Genomic DNA, 20,451 nt, shown 5'->3' on the forward strand with positions numbered 1-20,451 from the left:
CAGGGATGGCCCATGACGGCGGCCCACGCTCCAAAGCCTGCGTTCGGGCATGCCGAGCCTAGGCGAGGCACCGAGTGGTGGGGCAAAGACCTTTTGGTTACTTTTGGGGCGTTTGCCAAAAGTGACCCGCTGTAAGAGCGGAACCATAAGCCGCCGTTACCTAAAAAACGGATATGTACTCAGCAGCCGCCGTTACCTAAATAACAGACATGCACACCGTCTAAACCTTAAACCGCGCTACCGTCTGATGCAGCTCCCCCGCCATCCCCGCCAGATCATGCCCCGCCGTTTCGGTATGCAAGGCCCCTTGCAATACCTGTTGCGACAGGTTCCGAATCCCCACCAGGTTGCGATCCACTTCCCGCGCCACCAGTGCCTGTTCTTCGGTGGCGCTGGCAATCATCAAGTTGCGCTCATTGATCTGCGAAATCGAGCGGGTGATTTCATCCAGCGCCTCCCCCGAGCGTTGCGCCACGCCCAAGGTCGCCTGCACCCGTTCGCTGCTGCTGTGCATGGCGGCCACGGCGTGTTCGGTGTCCTGGCGGATGTTGCCGATCATCTGCTCGATCTCCTGGGTCGAGGTCTGGGTACGATGGGCCAGGGCGCGCACTTCATCGGCGACCACCGCAAAACCGCGCCCAGCATCGCCGGCCCGGGCCGCTTCGATCGCGGCGTTGAGAGCCAGCAGATTGGTCTGGTCGGCGATGCTGCGGATCACATCCAGCACGCCGCTGATGTCTTGCACGCGGCCGGCGAGTTGCTGGATGCGTTCGGAGGTTTCCACCACGCCGGTGGCCAGGGTGTTGATCGAGGCCACGGTTTCCTGCACCTGCGCCCGCCCAAGCTGGGCGGTCTGTTCCGACAGGCGTGAGGCTTCGCTGGTGCTCACCGCGTTGCGCGCGACTTCATCGACGGCGGCGGTCATTTCGTTCACTGCGGTGGCGGCCTGTTCGATTTCCTGGCCCTGCAACTGCAGGCTGCTGCTGGTCTGGCTGCTGACTGCGCTCAACTCTTCGGATGAACTGGCCACGCCATCCACCGAGGCGGCGATCTGCCGGACCATCTGGTTGAGGTTCTGCTGCATCTGGTGCAGGTTGCGCATCACGCTGCCGTCGGCACTGTTGCCCAGCGGCACCTCGATGGTCAGGTCGCCCTGGGCGATATGGCTGAGCACCCGCGCCACCTCGTCCGGCTCGCCGCCCAAAGGCCGGGTGACGCTGCGCGTGACGATCACGGCGGCCGCCACGACCAGGCTCACGCATAGCAGGAATAATCCGATCATCGTGCGGCGCGCATCGTCGTAGAGAATTTGCGCAGCCTGCTCGCGCTCGACGAACAGTCGGCCTTGCATGGCCATCAACGCATCGAGGCTCTTGAACACCTCAAGCTCGGCCGGCACCACCTGCTGTTTGAGCTGGGCCAGGCCCTGCTCGCGGGCGCCCTGCTTGATCAGCGCCTGCACCTGGGTAAAGGCCGCGACGTAGGTTTCCCGATGGGTTTTCAACGCGGCATAGGCCGCCTTGCCTTCGGCGGTATCGAACAGTGGCTCCAGGGCGGCGAACGCCTGGGTAATACGTTGCCGGGTGGTGCCAATGGCCTCTTGGGCCTGCTGGTTATCCTGGTCGATCAGCAGGTCGCGGGTGTGGCGCCCGTTATCGCGCACGCCGGTGGCGATCACCATGATCGGTGCGATTTTCGGCCAGTCCTGCTGCACGATCTGTTCGGACTGTTGCTTGAGGGTTGCCAGGTCGTGCAAGGCGTAAAACACCAAACCGACCAGAGCCAGCGGCGCAATCGCGAAGCCGATGACAATGCGTTGTGCCGTGGTTAACTGCGTCATTCTAAACATTCCTTGATGAATACCTGCCCGAAACGGGCAGCATCTTTAAAAATCCTGGGAGGGCGATCGGTCACCCTCGTAATACAAAAGCCGGAAACAACTCGCGCATGCAGCCCCATAACTCCGGCAATGCCATCTGTGCCGGGGCAATCGGCAGTTGCTCATCGAGCATGCTTGCCGTGCGGACCATCTGCACGGCGAAGCGCTTGACACCACTGGCTTGCAAACGCTGGGCCAGGCGCAGCAGGCGCGACGTATCAATCAGATGCCAATGCACCGTGGTGCGGCACTCGTAGTCCACGCCACTGGCCAGCAAGGTCTCCAAACTGCGCCAATTGGCGACGCCGCTGCCTTTGACCTGGGTGACCAGTTGATAGTCCTCGACCAGGGCCTTCACATCGAAGCCCACCCAGTCGGCATGGCGCAGCGCATTGGCAAAGCCTGCCGGTTTGATCCCCGCACTGTGCAGGCCCACGCGAAAGCCCATGGCGCGTACCTCGTCCATCGCCGCTGGCAAACCTTCCTGCAAGGTCGGCTCACCGCCGCTGAACACCACTGCGTCCAACAGGTCCTGGCGGCGCTGCAAAAACAGCAAAACCCGGCGCCAATCGATCTCCGCGCTACCGCGCGGTGCAATCAGGTCCGGGTTATGGCAGTAACGACAGCGCCAGGCACAACCCTGGCAGAACAGCACACAAGCGAGCATGCCGGGGTAGTCGAGGGTGGTCAGGGGCACCATGCCCCCAACCCGTAGCATTCGACTCATTGGCGCCCGGCCGCGCAAGCCGCTTCGGTAAAGTGAACACGCTCCTTGTGTTCGGACTGTTTGCCGGGGTTGAACGCGGACACCGGCCGGTGGTAACCCATCACCCGGGTCCAGACTTCGCAGCGCTGACGTTGTGGCTGGGATGTTTGCATGGTGAATCTCCTTGCGGGTTGAAAAACAGGTTCAAGACTGGGCGGCAAGCGCGAGGATCTCATCGCACTTGGGGCAGAACTCGTGTTCGCCGGCGAGGTAGCCGTGTACCGGACAGATCGAGAAGGTCGGGGTCACGGTCAGGTACGGCAGGCGGAAACGCCCCAGCGCTTTGCGCACCAATTGCTTGCAGGCCTGCGCCGAGGAAATCTGTTCGGCCATGTACAGGTGCAGCACGGTGCCGCCGGTGTATTTGCATTGCAGTTCGTCTTGCAGCTCGAGGGCTTCGAAGGGGTCTTCGGTGAAGCCCACCGGCAGTTGCGACGAGTTGGTGTAGTACGGCGCATCCAGGCTGCCGGCTTGCAGGATGTCCGGGTAGCGCTTGCGGTCTTCCTTGGCGAAGCGGTAGGTGGTGCCTTCCGCCGGTGTGGCTTCGAGGTTGTAGAGGTGACCGGTTTCTTCCTGGAAGCGCAGCAAGGTGGCGCGCACATGGTCGAGCAGGCGCAGGGCGAACGCGCGGCCTTCTTCGGTGTGCGTGCCCTGCGTGTCATCCGTGAAATTGCGCAGCATCTCGTGCATGCCGTTGAGGCCGATAGTGGAGAAATGGTTGCGCAACGTCCCCAGGTAACGCTTGGTGTAGGGGTACAACCCGGCGTCCATGTGGTGCTGGATCACCTTGCGTTTGACCTCCAGGCTTTCCATGGCCATTTCCATCAGGCTGTCCAGGCGTTGCAGCAAGCCGCTGGTGTCGCCCTTGAACAGGTAACCGAGGCGCGCGCAGTTGATTGTCACCACGCCCAGCGAGCCGGTCTGCTCCGCCGAACCGAACAGCCCGCCGCCGCGTTTGAGCAGCTCACGCACGTCCAGTTGCAGGCGACAGCACATGGAGCGCACCTGGTTGGGTTGCATGTCCGAATTGAGGAAGTTCTGGAAATACGGCAGGCCATAGCGCGCGGTCATCTCGAACAGGCGGTCGGCGTTCTCGCTGTCCCAGGGGAAATCATGGGTGATGTTGTAGGTCGGAATCGGGAAGGTGAACACCCGCCCCTTGGCATCCCCGGCCTGCATCACTTCGATGTAGGCGCGGTTGATCAGCTCCATTTCCGTTTGCAGGTCGCCATAGGCAAACGGCATTTCCTCACCACCGATCACCGGCACCTGCTCGCGCAAGTCTTCCGGGCAGACCCAATCGAAGGTCAGGTTGGTGAATGGCGTCTGGGTGCCCCAGCGCGACGGCACGTTGAGGTTGTAGATGAACTCCTGCACCGCCTGACGCACCTCGGGATAGCTCAACTGATCTTTGCGCACATAAGGCGCAAGATAGGTGTCGAACGAGCTGAACGCCTGGGCGCCGGCCCATTCGTTTTGCAGGGTGCCGAGGAAGTTGACCATCTGCCCCAGGGCACTGCTCAAATGCTTGGGCGGCCCCGCTTCGACGCGACCCGGCACGCCATTGAGGCCTTCGTGCAGCAACGAACGCAGCGACCAACCGGCGCAGTAGCCGGCGAGCATGTCGAGGTCGTGGATATGCAGATCCGCCTCACGGTGTGCGCGGCCGATCTGCTGGCTGTAGACCTCGTCCAGCCAGTAATTGGCAGTGACCTTGCCCGACACGTTCAGCACCAGCCCGCCGAGGGAATACCCCTGGTTGGCATTGGCCTGCACGCGCCAGTCTTCACGGTCGAGGTATTCGTTCATCGAGGTGGCGACTTCCACCAGGGTCTTGCGGTCGCGGCGCAAGCGACCGTGCTGTTCGCGGTAGACGATATACGCGCGCATCGACAGGAAGTAACCGGCGTCCATCAACACCCGCTCGACGCTGTCCTGGATCTGCTCCACATCCAGCCGTTCGATGCCGCGCAGCCGCGCCAGTACCGCACCGAGCAACAGGTCGACCTCGGCCTCCCGATACTCGCCGGTGGCATTGCCGGCGGCGATCAGCGCCTGACGGATTTTTTCGGCGTCGAAGGCAACGAGGCTACCGTCGCGTTTGTGCAGGCGGTTACTGACCAGCGGGCTGAGCATACTTTGCATTGGAAGGCTCCAGACACTACATATAGATTTAATAAATCTTTGAAACACAATATGCAGTGATATTACGGTCAAGCGTTTGGGCTGCCATTGATCAAGGTCAAGTCTGAACGAAGATCAAAATGTGGGAGGGGCGGTGCGACGATTCGGCTTGTTCCCGATAGCGGTGGATCAGTCATGCATGTACTGGCTGACACACTGCTATCGGGGGCAAGCCCCCTCCCACAGTAAGCCCCCTCCCACAGTAAGCCTCCTCCCACAGTAAGTTCCCTGCTACAGCAAGTCCCCTGCCACATTCAACCGCCGCTCATATTCATGAAGCGCACCACCTGCACCTCCCCTGCCCCGGTGAAATCATGGCGCAGCGGCTTACCCCGCAACCCCTTGTGCAACGCCTCGATCAACGGCGCGTCGTCCAACGGGTAACGCCGCAGCAAAGCGCGGAAGTCCACCGCGTTGTCCTGCCCCAGGCACAGCAGCAACTGCCCTTCGACGGTCATCCGCACGCGGTTGCAACTGCCGCAGAAGTTGTGGGAGTTGGGCGAGATAAAGCCGATGCGCGTGCCCGGATGCCGCGCCAGGCGCACATAGCGCGCCGGGCCGCCGCTGTTTTCGGTGCTGTCGAGCAAGGCATGGTGACGGGCGATCACGCTGCGTACTTCATCACTGGCACAGAACGTCTCGCCGCGGGAGCGGCCCACGTCGCCCAGGGGCATTTCCTCGATAAAGCTGATGTCGATGCCTTGGTCGATCGCGTACTGCACCAGCGCCGGCACTTCATCGAAGTTGCGCCCTTTCATCACCACGCAGTTGAGCTTGACCCGCTCGAACCCGGCCTCTCGCGCCGCCTCGATACCGTCCAGCACCTGGCGCAGATCACCGTTGCGGGTGATCGCGCGAAAGCGCTGCGCATCCAGGCTGTCGAGGCTGATGTTCATGCGCTTGACCCCGGCGTCCACCAGCGGCTGCGCGAGGCGCGCCAACTGCGAGCCGTTGCTGGTCATCACCAGTTCGCGCAAGCCCGGCAGTGCCGCGATATTGCGGCACAACCCGACAATGCCCGGGCGGATCAACGGCTCGCCGCCGGTCAGGCGGATCTTGCGCACGCCCTGGCCGACGAACAGCGCGGCCAGGCGTTCCAGCTCTTCCAGGGTCAGCACCTGCTGGCGCGGCAGGAACGTCATGTTTTTCGCCATGCAGTACACACAGCGGAAATCACAACGGTCGGTCACCGACAAGCGCAGGTAATCGATCGAACGGCCCACCCCATCCACCAGGCTCATGTCACTGCACCAGCGGCGAGTCGGCGCCCTGCAGCGCGATGCCACGAATGTCCGCCGCGCCGATCAGGGTTTGCAGGTACTGCACCAATGCCTTTTGCCACACGCCTTGCTGCAACTGGGTGCGGATCGCCACCGCCACCGCTTCATACGGCAGCGGTTGGCCTTCGATACGCTGATCGACATAGATCACATGCCAACCATAACGACTCTCCAGCGGCTTGCCGGCCAGGCCCGGCGCGAGGGTGAACAACTGACGCTCCAACTCGGGCACGGTCTGGCCCTTGCTCACCTGGCCCAGCGAACCGCCCTGGGCCTTGGACGGGCACGCCGAATACTGCAGGGCCAGCTCGGCGAATTGGCCGGGCTGCTCGTTCAGGTTCAGCAGCAGCACTTCCGCCTGGCCGTGCGCCAGATGGCGCGCCTCGGCGTCGTCCGGCGCGCATTCGAGCAGAATGTGCCGCACCGCCAGCAACGGCGCGCTGTGAAAGCGCCCGCGGTTGTTCTCGAAGTAGCGCACACAGGTGGCCTCGTCGCACTCAGGCACCTTGACCTCACGCTCGAGCAGCAAGCGCGTGGCGGCTTCTTCTTCGTTCTCGCCGGCGGCGATCTCCACCGCCAGGCCCAGCTCGGCGATCCGCTGCTGCAACAGCTCGCGGATCACCAGCGCACGGGCGGCCAGATACACCGCCTCCTCGCGGCTTTCGGCCGGGTGATATTGCAACTCCAGGGCCATGGCCTCCGGCGTGACGGGCACGCCGTTGACGCTGATGATCGGCCATTCCTGTTCACTGCTGGCGATCAACTCAGGCGTCTTCAGTTCCTCGAACAGAGCCGGGGCCGCAACCTCGGCCACCACCGGTTCTTTGACCGACGAGCCGCAACCGCCGCTGCCGCCATTACCGCCACCACATCCGCATCCAGTTGTCATGACGCTCTCCTCAATACTTCTGCCGCACGATTTGATAACGACGCCCCAGGTACCAGATCGGCGCGCTGACCATATGCACCAAGCGGGTAAACGGGAACAGCACGAACAGGGTCAAGCCCAGCGCCACATGCGCCTTGTAGATCAGGCTGACCGGCTCGATCGACGCCGCCGCGTCCACTGGCCGCAACAGCACCACGTTCTGCGCCCAGTCGGCGAGCATCACCATGACCGAACCGTCCATATGCCCGGTGGACGCGACGATGGTCAGCAAACCGAGCACCAACTGCGCGAGCAGCACCAGCAGGATCAGGATGTCCGACGGGCTCGACGTGGCCCGCACACGCGGGTCGCCCAGGCGGCGCTTGACCAGCATCAGCAAACCCACCAGGCACAGCAGGCCGAAGACGCCACCGGAGACCATCGCCAGCAACTGCTTGTGTTCAGTGCTGATCACATGGTGATAGACCGACGCCGGGGTCAGCAGGCCGACAAAGTGCCCGGCCAGCACGAACAGCACGCCAATGTGGAAGAAGTTGCTCGCCACGCGCATGCCACGGTTGTTGAGCATCTGGCTGGAGCCAGCCTTCCAGGTGTACTGCGACAGGTCGAACCGCGCCCAACTGCCCAACAGGCAGATCGCCAGGGCGACATAGGGGTACACCCCGAATACCAGCAAATTCCACTTAGACATTACCCACCTCCGTGGCCGGCACTGCGGCCTGCCCTTCTTGCTGAAAATCCACCCAGTGCAACGGCACCGCGCTTTCTTCGCGGGCTTTGCCCGGTGCGCTGGGCATCGAGCTGCAACGGTCTTGTTGTTCGGCCTGCATAAAGTCCACCGCTTCCTCTTCCCAGATCTTGTCCAGGGCTTCGAGGGAGTCGTCACGCGGCTCGGCGGCGACCTGCGCGCGCAGTTCGGCCACGGCCTGGTGCGGCTCGGCACCCGAGATCTGCAGCAACGCACGGAAGCAACTGGCGTAGGCGCTCTCGCGCTCGTCCAGGCGTGCGGCGAGCAGCGCCAGCAAATGCGCGACATCCGCCAGGCCCTCGCGGGCCTCGATGTCTTCGCGGGTCGAGAGGAACTCCAGGTACAGCGGGATATAGTCCGGCAGTTCCTTGACGCCGATGGCAAACCCGGCCTCTTCGTACTGGGCCATCATGTCGACCATGGCCTGGCCACGGTCGCGGGACTCGCCGTGGACGTGTTCGAACAACAGCAACGACAGCGAGCGCCCACGGCCGAACAGCGCGCCGTAGTGTTCCTGGCCGTCCATCAGGTCATTGGCGCAGATCAGCTCGAGCAACTCGAACAACGCGCCGCGCTGCTTGGGGCTGATCTCCCGCGACTCGATGATCGCCTGTTCCAGTTCGTCGCGGCCGCTCACCAGGGTTTCGGTGGGGTAGTCCAGCAGCAACGAAATCACTTTGAGAATACGCATGCTCAGTCCTCCCAGATCTGTACGGTTTTCAACACGTCGCGACGGTTGGCCTTCTTGGCACCGAACATGTTGGTGTCGGAGCTGCCGCTGCAACCGCTGCCGAAGCTGAAGCCACAGCCGGAGCGTTCGGCGAACGCGTCGCTCATGGCGTCTTCACGGTGCGCGCTCGGCACCACAAAGCGGTCTTCGTAGTTGGCGATCGCCAGGTAGCGGTACATCTCTTCCACCTGTTCCACGCTCAGGCCGACGTCTTCGAGCACTTGCAGGTCCTGCACGCCGTCGACTTGCTGGGAGCGTTTGTAGGCACGCATCGCCAACAGGCGTTTGAGCGCACGCTTGACCGGTTTTTCATCGCCAGCGGTGAGCAGGTTGGCCAGGTAACGCAGCGGAATGCGCAGGCTGTCGACATCCGGGATCACCCCGTTCATGCCCACGGTGCCGGCGGCGGCAGCGTTCTGGATCGGCGACAGTGGCGGTACGTACCAGACCATCGGCAAGGTGCGGTATTCCGGGTGCAGCGGCAGTGCGAGTTTCCAATCGACGGCCATTTTGTAGACCGGCGAGCGCTGGGCCGAGTCGATCACCGACTGCGGCACGCCATCGGCCAGGGCCTGGCGAATCACCGCCGGGTCATTCGGGTCGAGGAAAATTTCCAGCTGTTTCTCATACAGGTCTTGCTCGTTGGCGGTGCTCGCCACTTCGCTGATGCGGTCGGCGTCGTAGAGCAGCACACCGAGGTAGCGAATCCGGCCGACGCAGGTTTCGGCACACACGGTGGGCATGCCGGCTTCGATGCGCGGGTAGCAGAAGATGCACTTCTCGGATTTACCGCTCTTCCAGTTGAAGTAGATCTTCTTGTACGGGCAGCCGCTGATGCACATGCGCCAGCCGCGGCACTTTTCCTGGTCGATCAGCACGATGCCGTCTTCTTCACGCTTGTAGATCGCACCGCTCGGGCACGAGGCCGCGCACGCCGGGTTGAGGCAGTGCTCGCACAGGCGCGGCAGGTACATCATGAAGGTGTTTTCGTACTCGCCATAAATGTCGGCCTGGATCTGGTCGAAGTTCTTGTCCTTGCGGCGCTTGGCGAACTCGGTGCCGAGGATTTCTTCCCAGTTCGGGCCCCACTCGATTTTCTGCATGCGCTTGCCGGACACCAGCGAGCGCGGACGCGCGGTCGGTTGGTGCTCGCCCAAAGGCGCGGTGTGCAGGTGCTGGTAGTCGAAGTCGAACGGCTCGTAGTAGTCGTCCAGGCTCGGCAGGTCAGGGTTGGCGAAAATGTTCGCCAACACGCGGAACTTGCCGCCGATGCGCGGGTTGATCGAGCCGTTGGCGTTGCGCACCCAGCCGCCCTTCCACTTGTCCTGGTTTTCCCATTCTTTCGGGTAACCGATGCCGGGCTTGGACTCGACGTTGTTGAACCAGGCGTATTCCATGCCTTCACGGCTGGTCCAGACGTTTTTGCAGGTGATGGAACAGGTGTGGCAGCCGATGCATTTGTCCAGGTTCAGGACCATGCCGATCTGTGAGCGAATCTTCATCTCAGTTCTCCTCGATATCAGTCGGCAATGGGCGCGGCAAGTCATCGCCGGTGGAACCATCGAGCCAGTCGACCTTGGCCATTTTGCGCACTACGACAAACTCGTCGCGGTTGCAACCGACCGTGCCGTAGTAGTTGAAACCGTAGGCTTGCTGGGCATAGCCGCCGATCATGTGGGTCGGTTTGAGCACCACGCGGGTCACCGAGTTGTGGTGGCCGCCGCGGGTCTTGGTGGTTTCCGAACCCGGCACGTTCACGATGCGTTCCTGAGCGTGGTACATCATCACCATGCCTTCCTTGACGCGCTGGCTGACCACCGCACGGGCGGTCAGTGCGCCGTTGACGTTGAAGCACTCGATCCAGTCGTTGTCCTCGATCCCGGCGCGCTTGGCGTCGATCTCCGAGAGCCACACAATCGGCCCGCCGCGGCTCAAGGTGAGCATCAGCAAGTTGTCGCTGTAGGTGCTGTGGATGCCCCACTTCTGGTGCGGAGTGATCCAGTTCAGCACGATCTCGGTTTCGCCATTGCTGCGCTTGCCCTTCACGCCTTCGATGGTCTTGGTGTTGACCGGTGGCCGGTAGCTCATCAACTGCTCGCCGAACGCCTGCATCCACGGGTGATCCTGGTAGAACTGCTGGCGGCCGGTGATGGTGCGCCATGGGATGTTTTCATGGACGTTGGTGTAGCCGGCGTTGTAGCTCACGTGTTCGTCTTCCAGGCCGGACCAGGTCGGGCTGGAGATGATCTTGCGCGGCTGCGCCTGGATATCGCGGAAGCGGATCGCTTCATGGGCCTTGGAAATCGCCAGGTGGCTGTGGTCGATGCCGGTGAATTCCGACAGCGCGGCCCAGGCTTTCAAGGCCACCTTGCCGTTGGTTTCCGGGGCCAGGGACAGGATCACCTCGGCCGCGTCGATAGCGGTGTCGATTTTCGGCCGGCCATGGCTGATCCCGGCATCGTTTTCGTGATGGTTCAGTTCGCCGAGGAACTCGACTTCTTCATCAGTGTTCCAGTTGATGCCCTTGCCGCCGTTGCCGAGTTTTTCCAGCATCGGGCCCAGCGACGAGAACTGCTTGTAGATGTTCGGGTAGTCGCGTTCCACCACTGCGATGTTCGGCGCGTTTTTGCCGGGTACCGGGGCCACGCGTGCGCTTTTCCAGTCGGTGCCGCCAAACGGTTGGGCCAGTTCGCCGACGCTGTCGTGCATCAGCGGTACGGTGACCAGGTCTTGTTCCACACCCAGGTGACCGACCGACATGGCCGAGAACGCCTTGGCGATGCCTTTGTAGATTTCCCAGTCGGAACGCGATTCCCACGCCGGGTCGATAGCCGCCGACAACGGGTGGATGAACGGGTGCATGTCCGAGGTGTTCATGTCGTCTTTTTCGTACCAGGTGGCGGTCGGCAAGACGATGTCGGAATACACGCAGGTGGAGGACATGCGGAAGTCCAGCGTAGTCACCAGATCGAGCTTGCCGATGGCGCCGTCCTCGACCCATTCGGCCTCGGTGGGCTTGCATTCGGTGCTGTGGCCGATGTCTTCGTTCATCACGCCGTTCTTGGTGCCCAACAGGTACTTGAGCATGTACTCATGGCCCTTGCCCGACGAACCGAGCAGGTTGGAGCGCCAGATGAACATGTTGCGCGGGAAGTTCACCGGGCTGTCCGGCTGTTCGCAGGCAAAACGCAGGCTGCCGTCCTGCCAGGATTTGACCACGTAGTCTTTCGGCGTCATGCCGGCTGCGGCCGCCTCACGGCAGATGTGCAGCGGGTTGGTGTTGAGCTGCGGCGCGCTGGGCAACCAGCCGGCGCGTTCGGCGCGGATGTTGTAGTCCAGGGCGTGTTCGGGGAACTGCGACTTGTCGGCCAGAGGCGAGAGCACATCGTGCATGCTCATTTTCTCGTGGCGCCATTGCGAACTGTGGCCGTAGAAGAAGCTGGTGCCGTTCATCTGGCGCGGTGGGCGGTTCCAGTCCAGGCCGAAGGCCAGGGGCAGCCAGCCGCACTGCGGACGCAGTTTTTCCTGGCCGACGTAGTGGGCCCAGCCGCCGCCGGTCTGGCCGACGCAACCGCAGAGCATGAGCATGTTGATCAGCCCGCGGTAGTTCATGTCCATGTGGTACCAGTGATTCATCGCCGCGCCGACGATGATCATTGAGCGACCCTTGGTCTTGTCGGCGTTGTCGGCAAACTCACGGGCGATCTGGATGGCTTTCTCGCGGCTGACGCCGGTGATCGCTTCCTGCCACGCCGGGGTGCCCGGCACGCTGGCGTCGTCGTAGTCCTTGGCCACGTTGTGGCCGCCCAGGCCACGGTCGATGGCCAGGTTGGCCGCCGACAGGTCGAACACGGTCGCCACCTTGGCCACGCTGCCGTCGGCCAGGGTCACGTTATGCACCGGCACGCGGCGGTACTGCACCGCCTCGCCAGCGACGTGCTGGAAATGCTCCTGGACTTCGCCGGCGAAGTACGGGAACGCCACTTCGGCGACGTCGTCACCGATCAGGCTGAGTTTCAGGTCGATCGCGCGGCCTTCACCGCCCTCTTTGGCGAGGATGTTCCACTTGCCCTTCTCGCCCCAGCGATAGCCGATGGAGCCTTGCGGCGAGACCAGTTCACCGCTCTCGTCGAGGGCGATGGTTTTCCATTCCGGGTTGTTGTCCTGGCCGAGGTTGCCGGTGAGGTCCGAGGCGCGCAGGAAGCGGTCCGGCTGGAAGCCTGCGCCGGGAGCGAAACCGGTCATCGGCTTGAGCATCACCAGCACCGGCAAGTCGGTGAAGCGCTTGGCGTAGTCGGTGAAGTAGGCGCTCGGCTTGTCCAGGTGAAATTCTTTGAAGATCACATGGTTGAAAGCCTGGGCCAACGCGGCGTCGGTGCCCTGCTTGGGGTTGAGCCACAGGTCGGTGAGCTTGGCCACTTCCGAATAGTCGGGGGTGATCGCCACGGTCTTGGTGCCCTTGTAGCGCACCTCGGTGAAGAAGTGCGCGTCCGGGGTACGGGTCTGCGGGACGTTGGAACCCCAGGCGATGATGTAGTTGGAGTTGTACCAGTCGGCCGATTCCGGCACGTCGGTCTGCTCGCCCCACACCATCGGCGAGGCCGGTGGCAGGTCGCAGTACCAGTCGTAGAAGCTCAGGCACACGCCGCCGATCAGCGACAGGTAACGCGAACCCGCCGCGTAGCTGACCATCGACATGGCCGGGATCGGCGAGAAGCCGACGATGCGGTCCGGGCCGTATTGTTTGATGGTGTAGACGTTGGAGGCGGCGATGATTTCATTCACCTCCTCCCAGTTCGAGCGAATGAAACCGCCCATGCCGCGCTTGCTCTTGTAGGAGTCGGCCTTGGCCTTGTCCTCGACAATGCTCGCCCAGGCTTCCACCGGCGCCAGGGTCTGGCGCGCTTCACGCCACAGCTTGAGCAGCGGCTTGCGGATCTTCGGGTACTTGAGCCGGTTGGCGCTGTAGATGTACCAGCTGTAGCTCGCACCGCGCGGGCAGCCACGGGGTTCGTGGTTGGGCAGGTCGTTGCGGGTGCGCGGGTAGTCGGTCTGCTGGGTTTCCCAGGTGATCAGGCCGTTCTTCACGTAGATCTTCCACGAGCAGGAGCCGGTGCAGTTCACGCCATGGGTGGAACGCACGATCTTGTCGTACTGCCAGCGCGAACGGTAGACGTTTTCCCAGTCGCGGGACTCTTTACGGGTCTCGCCGTGGCCGTCGGAAAATTCGTTTTGTTTGCGGTTGAAGAACCGCAGTTGATCCAACAAATGACTCATGGTGCTTTCCTCATCAGGCGTGCTGCGGGGTGCGTTGCCCCGCGAATTCAGGTCGGACTAGCAGGGGGTGGCGCAACCTTTGCGGGCATACCACCACCAGGTCACGACAATGCAGCTCAGGTAGAAACCGACAAACATGTAGAAGGCCATCGCCGGGCTACCGGTGGCGGCCATGGAGGTGCCGAAGGACTTGGGAATGAAGAACGCACCGAAGGCGCCCATGGCCGAACTGAACCCCAGTACGGCGGCGGATTCCTTGCCGGCATTCTTGATGGCCTGCTCGCGCTCGGCGGCGGATTTACCGGCGCTGGCTTTCTCGTGCTGGGTGCGGAAGATCACCGGGATCATGCGGAAGGTGGAGCCGTTGCCCACGCCTGTGGTGATGAACAGCAACATGAACAGGCCGAGGAAGCCGTAGAAGTTGCCGCCCTGGCCGTTCTGCGGCAGGAAGTGCAGCACGCCGAATACCATCACGATCATCAGCACGAAGTTCCACAGGGTCACCCGCGCGCCGCCCAGTTTGTCCGCCAGCCAGCCGCCCAGTGGGCGCACCAGAGCGCCAACCAGCGGGCCGAGGAAGGCAAACTTCAACGCTACTACGTCCGGAAACGAGGTTTTGATCAGCAGCGGGAACGCCGCCGAAAAGCCGATGAACGAACCGAAGGTCGCCAGGTACAACCAGCACATCAGCCAGTTGTGCTTGCGTTTGAAGATCACCGCCTGCTCGCTGAACGAAGCGCGGGCGCTGGACAGGTCATTCATGCCGAACCAGGCCGCCACGGTGACGGTGAGGATGAACGGCACCCAGATGAACCCGGCGTTCTGCAGCCACAGCTGGCTACCGTCGGGCAGGGTTTGCGCTTGCCCGCCGACCATGCCGAACACCCCGAAGGTGATCACCAGCGGCACGCAGAACTGCATCACCGACACGCCCAGGTTACCGAGGCCGGCGTTCAGGCCCAGGGCCGTGCCTTGCTGCGACTTAGGGTAGAAGAAGCTGATGTTGGACATGCTGGAGGCGAAGTTGCCGCCGCCGAAGCCGCACAACAACGAGATCAGCACGAACACGCTGTAAGGGGTGTTGGGGTCTTGCACCGCGAAGCCCATCCACAGCGCCGGCAGCAACAGCGACGCGGTGCTCAGGGCAGTCCAGCGGCGCCCGCCGAAGATCGGTACCATGAACGAATAGAACACCCGCAAGGTCGCGCCGGACAGGCCGGGCAACGCCGCCAGCCAAAACAGCTGGTCGGTGGTGAAGCTGAAGCCGATGGCGTTGAGGCGCACGATCACCGTGCTCCACACCATCCACACGGCGAAAGCCAGCAGCAGCGCGGGAATCGAGATCCACAGGTTGCGGGTAGCGGTTTTTTTGCCGCTGGCCCCCCAGAACGCGGGGTCCTCGGGGCGCCAGTCGTGAATCACCGGGCCCGAATCGGGCTTTTGCGCGATGGACATGTTCATTCTCCTTGGAGACGTTGGGCGGTGTTGCCCAGCAGCGGTTGTTTGCGGATTTCGCTGAGGTACATCCAGGTCAGGGACACCCAGACCACGCCGTACATCAACATGAAGCAGGACGAGCGCACGCCGGTGAGGTCCACCAGGGCGCCAAACAGAATCGGCAGCACAAAGCCCCCCAGGCCACCGGCCAGGCCGACGATGCCGGACACCGCGCCCATGTTCTGTGGGTAGTCATTGGCGATGTACTTGAACACCGAGGCTTTGCCGAACGCGAAGGCGATGCCCATCACGAACAGCAGCACGGTGAACAGGGTGGGGTTGAGGCCGATGTGCAAATCCAGGGGACCGTTGACGGTCTGCACCTGCAATTGGGTCTGCGGGTAGCTGAGCAGGAACAGGCAGACCCAGCTCACCCACAACACCCACCAGGTCACGCTCTGGGCGCCCCAGCGGTCGGACATCCAACCGCCGACTGCGCGCAGCACGCCGCCGGGCAGGGAGAAACAGGCGGCCAGCAGCGCCGCGCTTTGCAGGCTGAAACCGTATTCCTGTACGTAGTACTTGGTCATCCACAATGCCAGGCCGACGTAGCCGCCGAAGACAATCGAGTAGTACTGGCAGTAGCGCCACACGGCCGGGTCTTTCAGGCACCGCAGTTGCTCGCGCAAGGTGGCGCCGCCGGCACTGCGGTGGGCCTTGTTCTCGCTGGTGAGGAACCAGAACAACAGCGCGGTGATGAACAGGATCGCGCCGAACACCTTGGGCACCAGGTGCCAGGTGCCGAGGGCGATCAGCGCCGGGGCGAGGAACTTGGTGACCGCGGCCCCGGCGTTACCGGCGCCGAACACGCCCATGGCGAAGCCCTGGTTGTCCTTGTCGAACCACTTGGCGACGTAGGCGATGCCCACCGAGAACGAACCGCCGGCCAGGCCGACAAACAGGCCCAGCACCAGGAACTGCCAATAGGCGGTGGCGTAGGTGATCAGGTACAGCGGCAGCACGCAGGCGAGCATCAACAGGAAGAACACGATGCGCCCGCCGAAGCGGTCAGTCAGCAAGCCCAGTGGCAGGCGCACCAGGGAACCGGTCAAGACCGGCGTGGCGGCCAGCAGGCCGAACTGGGTTTCGTTGAGTTGCAGCAGCTCTTTGATGGGCACGCCCAACACGGCGAACATCATCCACACCATAAAGCAGACGGTGAAGGCCAGCGTGCTCATGCCCAGCACCAAGCCTTGTCTTATACGGGGTTGAGTCACGGTATGCGCTCCAAAAGGTGATTTCATGAGCGCAGGTTAGGGGCGACACCCCCTTGGAACTTGACGCAGATCAACGTCGGCCAGGGGGGTATAAGGCTATGCTGATCCCATATACCTCTAAGGAGGTAGTCCCTATAACAAGAGAAAGTCTTTATTTATCAATGGATTGATCTCTTGTGCCGGCGTTTTCCCGTGGGAGGGTTTGCCGGCAACTCTTTAGAGGTAGTGCGCCAGGGATCGCCGTTTTCCAGCTCGTTTTTCCTTTTCAGGTGCCGCCATGCAGGCTTTCTCCCCCCTCCGACTACGCCGTGATGTTTAACTGGCTACGCAGCTCCCTGCCCGCACGCGCCGGCTTGGCTGTGATCCTGATCGCTATCCTGGCCCTTGCCAGTTCCTTGAGTGCGGGGCTGATCGCCTGGTTCAGCCAGGGCGACGCCGCCGCAATCAACACCGCCGGCTCCGTGCGTATGGAGACCTACCACCTCAGCTGGCGGCTCGCCGCCGCCGCGCCGGCCGAAGAGATCGACACCATCACCCAGAGCCTGCAAAGGCGCCTCGACAGCGACTCGCTCAAGGCGGTGCTGGAAGACGGCCCGAACAGCGCCCTGCTGCAGAGCTACCAACAGATCCAGCAACGCTGGAACGACGAGCTGCACCCGGCCCTGACGCGCGGTGATACGGCGCAATTCCAGGCCAGCGCGCCGACATTCGTCGAGCAAATGAATCAATTCGTCAGCCTGTTGCAGCAACAGAGCGAACGCAAACAAAGCTGGCAGCAAGGCATCCAGGGCCTGGCGCTGTTCAGCACGTTGATCATCCTGTTGATCGGCCTGTATGAATTGCAGTACGGCGTGGTCAACCCTTTGCAGGAACTGGTACAGGCCACCCGGCGCTTTCGCGACGGCGACTTCAAGACCCGGGTCAACCACCGTTCCGACGATGAGCTGGGGCAACTGGCCCTGAGCTTCAACACCATGGCCGAGACCATCGAGGCGTCCCACCGCACCCTGGAAAGCCAGGTGCGCCTCAAGACCCTCAACCTGCAACAAGCCAACGCCGCCCTCGAACTGCTGTACCAGAGCAGCAGCAGCCTGGCCACGCGCCTGGCCAATGCCGAGGGCCTGGACGAATTGATCCGGCGCTTCCAGAAACGCCTGCCGGGGTTGCGCCTGTCGTTGTGCCTGCAAGGCCACTTCCTCGCACCGGCCCAGCAGATGCTCGCCTTGCACGGCGGCGACAGCCGTAACATCTGCGCCATCGGCGATTGCGCGAGCTGCCATAAACACAAAGTGGCGCCGCCGCAGATATTCAGCATCAGCAACCAGGGCTCGGAACTGGGCGAACTCAAGGCCCACTTCGACGATGGCCACCCTCCGCAAGACTGGGAAAAGCAATTGATCCAGGCCCTGGCCAACCTGATCGGCACTTCGCTGTCGCTCAAACGCCAGCGCGAACAGGACCATCGTTTGCTGCTGCTCGACGAGCGCACCATCATCGCCCGGGAACTGCACGACTCCCTGGCGCAGGCGCTGTCGTACATGAAGCTGCAAGTCAGCCGCATGCAAACCCTGATCCGCCGGGGCGAACCCGTGGAAACCCTGGCCACCGTCACCGCCGAACTGCGCGACGGCCTGAACAACGCCTACCGCCAACTGCGCGAGCTGCTGACCACCTTCCGCCTGCAAATCCACGATGCCGGGTTGGTACAGGAGCTATCGGAAACCGCCGAAGAGTTCTCCCGGCGCGGCGAATTCCAGGTCCACCTGCACGTCGACGCCCTCGCCTTCCAATTGTCGGCCAGCGAACAGATCCACTTGCTGCAGATCACCCGCGAGGCCTTGTCCAACTGCCTGCGCCACGCCCATGCGCAAAACGCCTGGCTGCAACTGCGCCAGGAGGGCGAGACCGTGAGCCTGAGCATCGAGGACGACGGCCGTGGCTTCTGCGGCGCCGTCGACCAACGCGAACACCACGGCCTGACCATCATGGACGAACGCGCGCGCAGCCTGCACGGCCAACTCGACATCAGCCCCCGCGAGCCCCAGGGCACGCGGGTGCATTTACGTTTTCAACCGGAATTTCTCGGGCAACCTCTACAAGGTAACCTCCCATGAGCACACTCCCCCGCCACCGCATTTTGCTGGTCGACGATCACCCGATGATGCGCCATGGCATGCGTCAGATACTCGAACTCGAAGACGATCTGCAGGTGGTCGGCGAAGCCGGCAATGGCCAGGAAGCCCTGGACCAGATCGAAACCCTGCAACCGGACCTGGTGCTGCTGGACAACAACATGCCGCAGATGAACGGCCTGGAAACCCTGCGCCGCCTGCGCGCCATGAACTATGCGGGCAAGGTGCTGCTGTTTACCGTGTCCGATGCCGAGGATGACATTCGCGATGCACTGCGCCTGGATGCCAACGGGTATCTGCTCAAAGACATGGAGCCGGAGTTGGTGGTGGAGTTCATCCGTGATGCGTTGCACGGAGCGCTGGTGATCAGCCCCGGGTTGACGCGGGTGCTGGCCCAGGCACTGCGCTCGCCGCAACCCCATGCGGCAGTGGACTTGACGGAGCGGGAACGGCAGGTGCTGCGCACGATTGCCAGTGGCTACAGCAATAAGGTGATCGGGCATAAGTTGGGGATTACCGAAGGGACGGTGAAGGTGCATGTGAAGAATCTGCTGCATAAGTTGGGGTTGCGGTCACGGGTGGAGGCGGCGGTTTGGGCGATGGAGCACTTGCGGCAGGCGGGTTGATGGTTTTTCGGGGGGTTGGGTACATATCTGTTTCTTCGGTAGCGGCGGCTGGTGGCTCCGCTCTTGCCCCAACACTCGGCACCTCACTAATGCTCGGGCAAGGGCAAGAACAGATCAAAAGCAGAGCAAGGTCTATCTGACCCATGGAGATCCAAATGTGGGAGGGGGCTTGCCCCCGATAGCAGTGTGTCAGCCACTACATGCATGACTGCTCCACCGCCATCGGGGCAAGCCCCCTCCCACATTTTTGACCGCGTTCGGCTTGCAGGATCAGGTCGGCTATAAGACCGCGCCTAAGAGCAAGAGCAAATACAGAATGAGGTCTATCTGACCCATGGAGATCCAAATGTGGGAGGGGGCTTGCCCCCGATGGCAGTGTGTCAGCCACTACATGCATGACTGCTCCACCGCCATCGGGGGCAAGCCCCCTCCCACATTTTGACCGCGTTCGGCTTGCAAGATCAGGTTGGCTATAGGCCGCGCCTAAGAGCAAGAGCAAATACAGAATGAGGTCTATCTGACCCATGGAGATCCAAATGTGGGAGGGGGCTTGCCCCCGATAGCAGTGTGCCAGCCACTACATGCATGACTGATCCACCGCCATCGGGGGCAAGCCCCCTCCCACATTTTGACCGCGTTCGGCTTGCAGGATCAGGTTGGCTATAAGGCCGCGCCTAAGAGCAAGAGCAAATACAGAATGAAGTCTATCTGACCCATGGAGATCCAAATGTGGGAGGGGGCTTGCCCCCGATGGCAGTGTGTCAGCCACTACATGCATGACTGATCCACCGCCATCGGGGGCAAGCCCTCCCACATTTTGACCGCGTTCGGCTTGCAGGATCAGGTCGGCTATAAGACCGCGCCTAAGAGCAAGAGCAAATACAGAATGAGGTCTATCTGACCCATGGAGATCCAAATGTGGGAGGGGGCTTGCCCCCGATGGCAGTGTGTCAGCCACTACATGCATGACTGCTCCACCGCCATCGGGGCAAGCCCCTCCCACATTTTGACCGCGTTCGGCTTGCAAGATCAGGTTGGCTATAGGCCGCGCCTAAGAGCAAGAGCAAATACAGAATGAGGTCTATCTGACCCATGGAGATCCAAATGTGGGAGGGGGCTTGCCCCCGATGGCAGTGTGTCAGCCACTACATGCATGACTGATCCACCGCCATCGGGGGCAAGCCCCCTCCCACATTTTTGACCGCGTTCGGCTTGCAGGATCAGGT

Annotated in this window: 14 protein-coding genes; 2 read left to right on the top strand and 12 right to left on the bottom strand. The window is 62.3% G+C overall.

The window, feature by feature from the left end:
- Nucleotides 1–220: 220 nt before the first annotated feature.
- The 12 genes from LQ249_RS18235 to LQ249_RS18285 all read right to left on the bottom strand — a co-directional run bounded on the left by LQ249_RS18235 (nt 221) and on the right by LQ249_RS18285 (nt 16,428).
- The gene (locus LQ249_RS18235; protein WP_057006082.1) at nt 221–1,840 is read right to left on the bottom strand and encodes a methyl-accepting chemotaxis protein; all 1,620 of its coding nucleotides are present in this window, start codon (nt 1,838–1,840) and stop codon (nt 221–223) included.
- A gap of 70 nt (nt 1,841–1,910) precedes the next feature.
- Nucleotides 1,911–2,606: an anaerobic ribonucleoside-triphosphate reductase activating protein gene (locus tag LQ249_RS18240; protein ID WP_169850799.1), complete on the bottom strand. Its 696-nt coding sequence runs from the start codon at nt 2,604–2,606 to the stop codon at nt 1,911–1,913.
- Nucleotides 2,603–2,758, bottom strand: a complete 156-nt coding sequence (gene nrdD, locus LQ249_RS31535) for an anaerobic ribonucleoside-triphosphate reductase (RefSeq protein WP_017849317.1) — start codon at nt 2,756–2,758, stop codon at nt 2,603–2,605. The genes LQ249_RS18240 and nrdD overlap by 4 nt, the downstream gene beginning before the upstream one ends.
- A gap of 31 nt (nt 2,759–2,789) precedes the next feature.
- Entirely contained in the window at nt 2,790–4,790 is a 2,001-nt protein-coding gene (locus LQ249_RS18245) for a ribonucleoside triphosphate reductase (RefSeq protein ID WP_017849318.1), read from the bottom strand.
- Nucleotides 4,791–5,083: 293 nt separating this feature from the next.
- Nucleotides 5,084–6,070: a GTP 3',8-cyclase MoaA gene (moaA, locus tag LQ249_RS18250; protein ID WP_017849319.1), complete on the bottom strand. Its 987-nt coding sequence runs from the start codon at nt 6,068–6,070 to the stop codon at nt 5,084–5,086.
- Between the two features lies 1 nt (nt 6,071).
- Nucleotides 6,072–6,998, bottom strand: a complete 927-nt coding sequence (locus tag LQ249_RS18255) for a peptidylprolyl isomerase (RefSeq protein WP_232565743.1) — start codon at nt 6,996–6,998, stop codon at nt 6,072–6,074.
- Between the two features lie 10 nt (nt 6,999–7,008).
- Nucleotides 7,009–7,689 carry a respiratory nitrate reductase subunit gamma gene (gene narI, locus LQ249_RS18260; RefSeq protein ID WP_017849321.1) on the bottom strand — a complete coding sequence of 227 codons (681 nt, stop codon included), beginning with the start codon at nt 7,687–7,689 and terminating at the stop codon, nt 7,009–7,011.
- Nucleotides 7,682–8,437, bottom strand: coding sequence for a nitrate reductase molybdenum cofactor assembly chaperone (gene narJ / locus LQ249_RS18265; RefSeq protein WP_046383085.1), 756 nt, complete (start codon nt 8,435–8,437; stop codon nt 7,682–7,684). The genes narI and narJ overlap by 8 nt, the downstream gene beginning before the upstream one ends.
- A 2-nt stretch (nt 8,438–8,439) precedes the next feature.
- Nucleotides 8,440–9,978 carry a nitrate reductase subunit beta gene (narH, locus tag LQ249_RS18270; protein ID WP_017849323.1) on the bottom strand — a complete coding sequence of 513 codons (1,539 nt, stop codon included), beginning with the start codon at nt 9,976–9,978 and terminating at the stop codon, nt 8,440–8,442.
- 1 nt (nt 9,979) lies between these two features.
- Entirely contained in the window at nt 9,980–13,753 is a 3,774-nt protein-coding gene (locus tag LQ249_RS18275) for a nitrate reductase subunit alpha (RefSeq protein ID WP_017849324.1), read from the bottom strand.
- A 57-nt stretch (nt 13,754–13,810) separates the two neighbouring features.
- Complete coding sequence (locus LQ249_RS18280; protein WP_169866070.1) at nt 13,811–15,208, bottom strand: NarK family nitrate/nitrite MFS transporter; 1,398 nt, start codon at nt 15,206–15,208, stop codon at nt 13,811–13,813.
- A gap of 2 nt (nt 15,209–15,210) precedes the next feature.
- Complete coding sequence (locus tag LQ249_RS18285; protein WP_017849326.1) at nt 15,211–16,428, bottom strand: MFS transporter; 1,218 nt, start codon at nt 16,426–16,428, stop codon at nt 15,211–15,213.
- A gap of 350 nt (nt 16,429–16,778) precedes the next feature.
- Between LQ249_RS18285 and LQ249_RS18290 the strand changes: the two genes are divergently transcribed.
- A complete protein-coding gene (locus tag LQ249_RS18290; RefSeq protein WP_232565744.1) occupies nt 16,779–18,581 on the top strand; it encodes a HAMP domain-containing protein in 1,803 nt (600 codons plus the stop codon).
- Nucleotides 18,578–19,225 carry a two-component system response regulator NarL gene (gene narL, locus LQ249_RS18295; RefSeq protein WP_017849328.1) on the top strand — a complete coding sequence of 216 codons (648 nt, stop codon included), beginning with the start codon at nt 18,578–18,580 and terminating at the stop codon, nt 19,223–19,225. Before LQ249_RS18290 ends, narL begins: the two co-directional genes overlap by 4 nt.
- Nucleotides 19,226–20,451: the final 1,226 nt, after the last annotated feature.

Source organism: Pseudomonas sp. 7-41, from assembly GCF_021233075.1.
GTDB classification, from domain to species: domain Bacteria; phylum Pseudomonadota; class Gammaproteobacteria; order Pseudomonadales; family Pseudomonadaceae; genus Aquipseudomonas; species Aquipseudomonas veronii.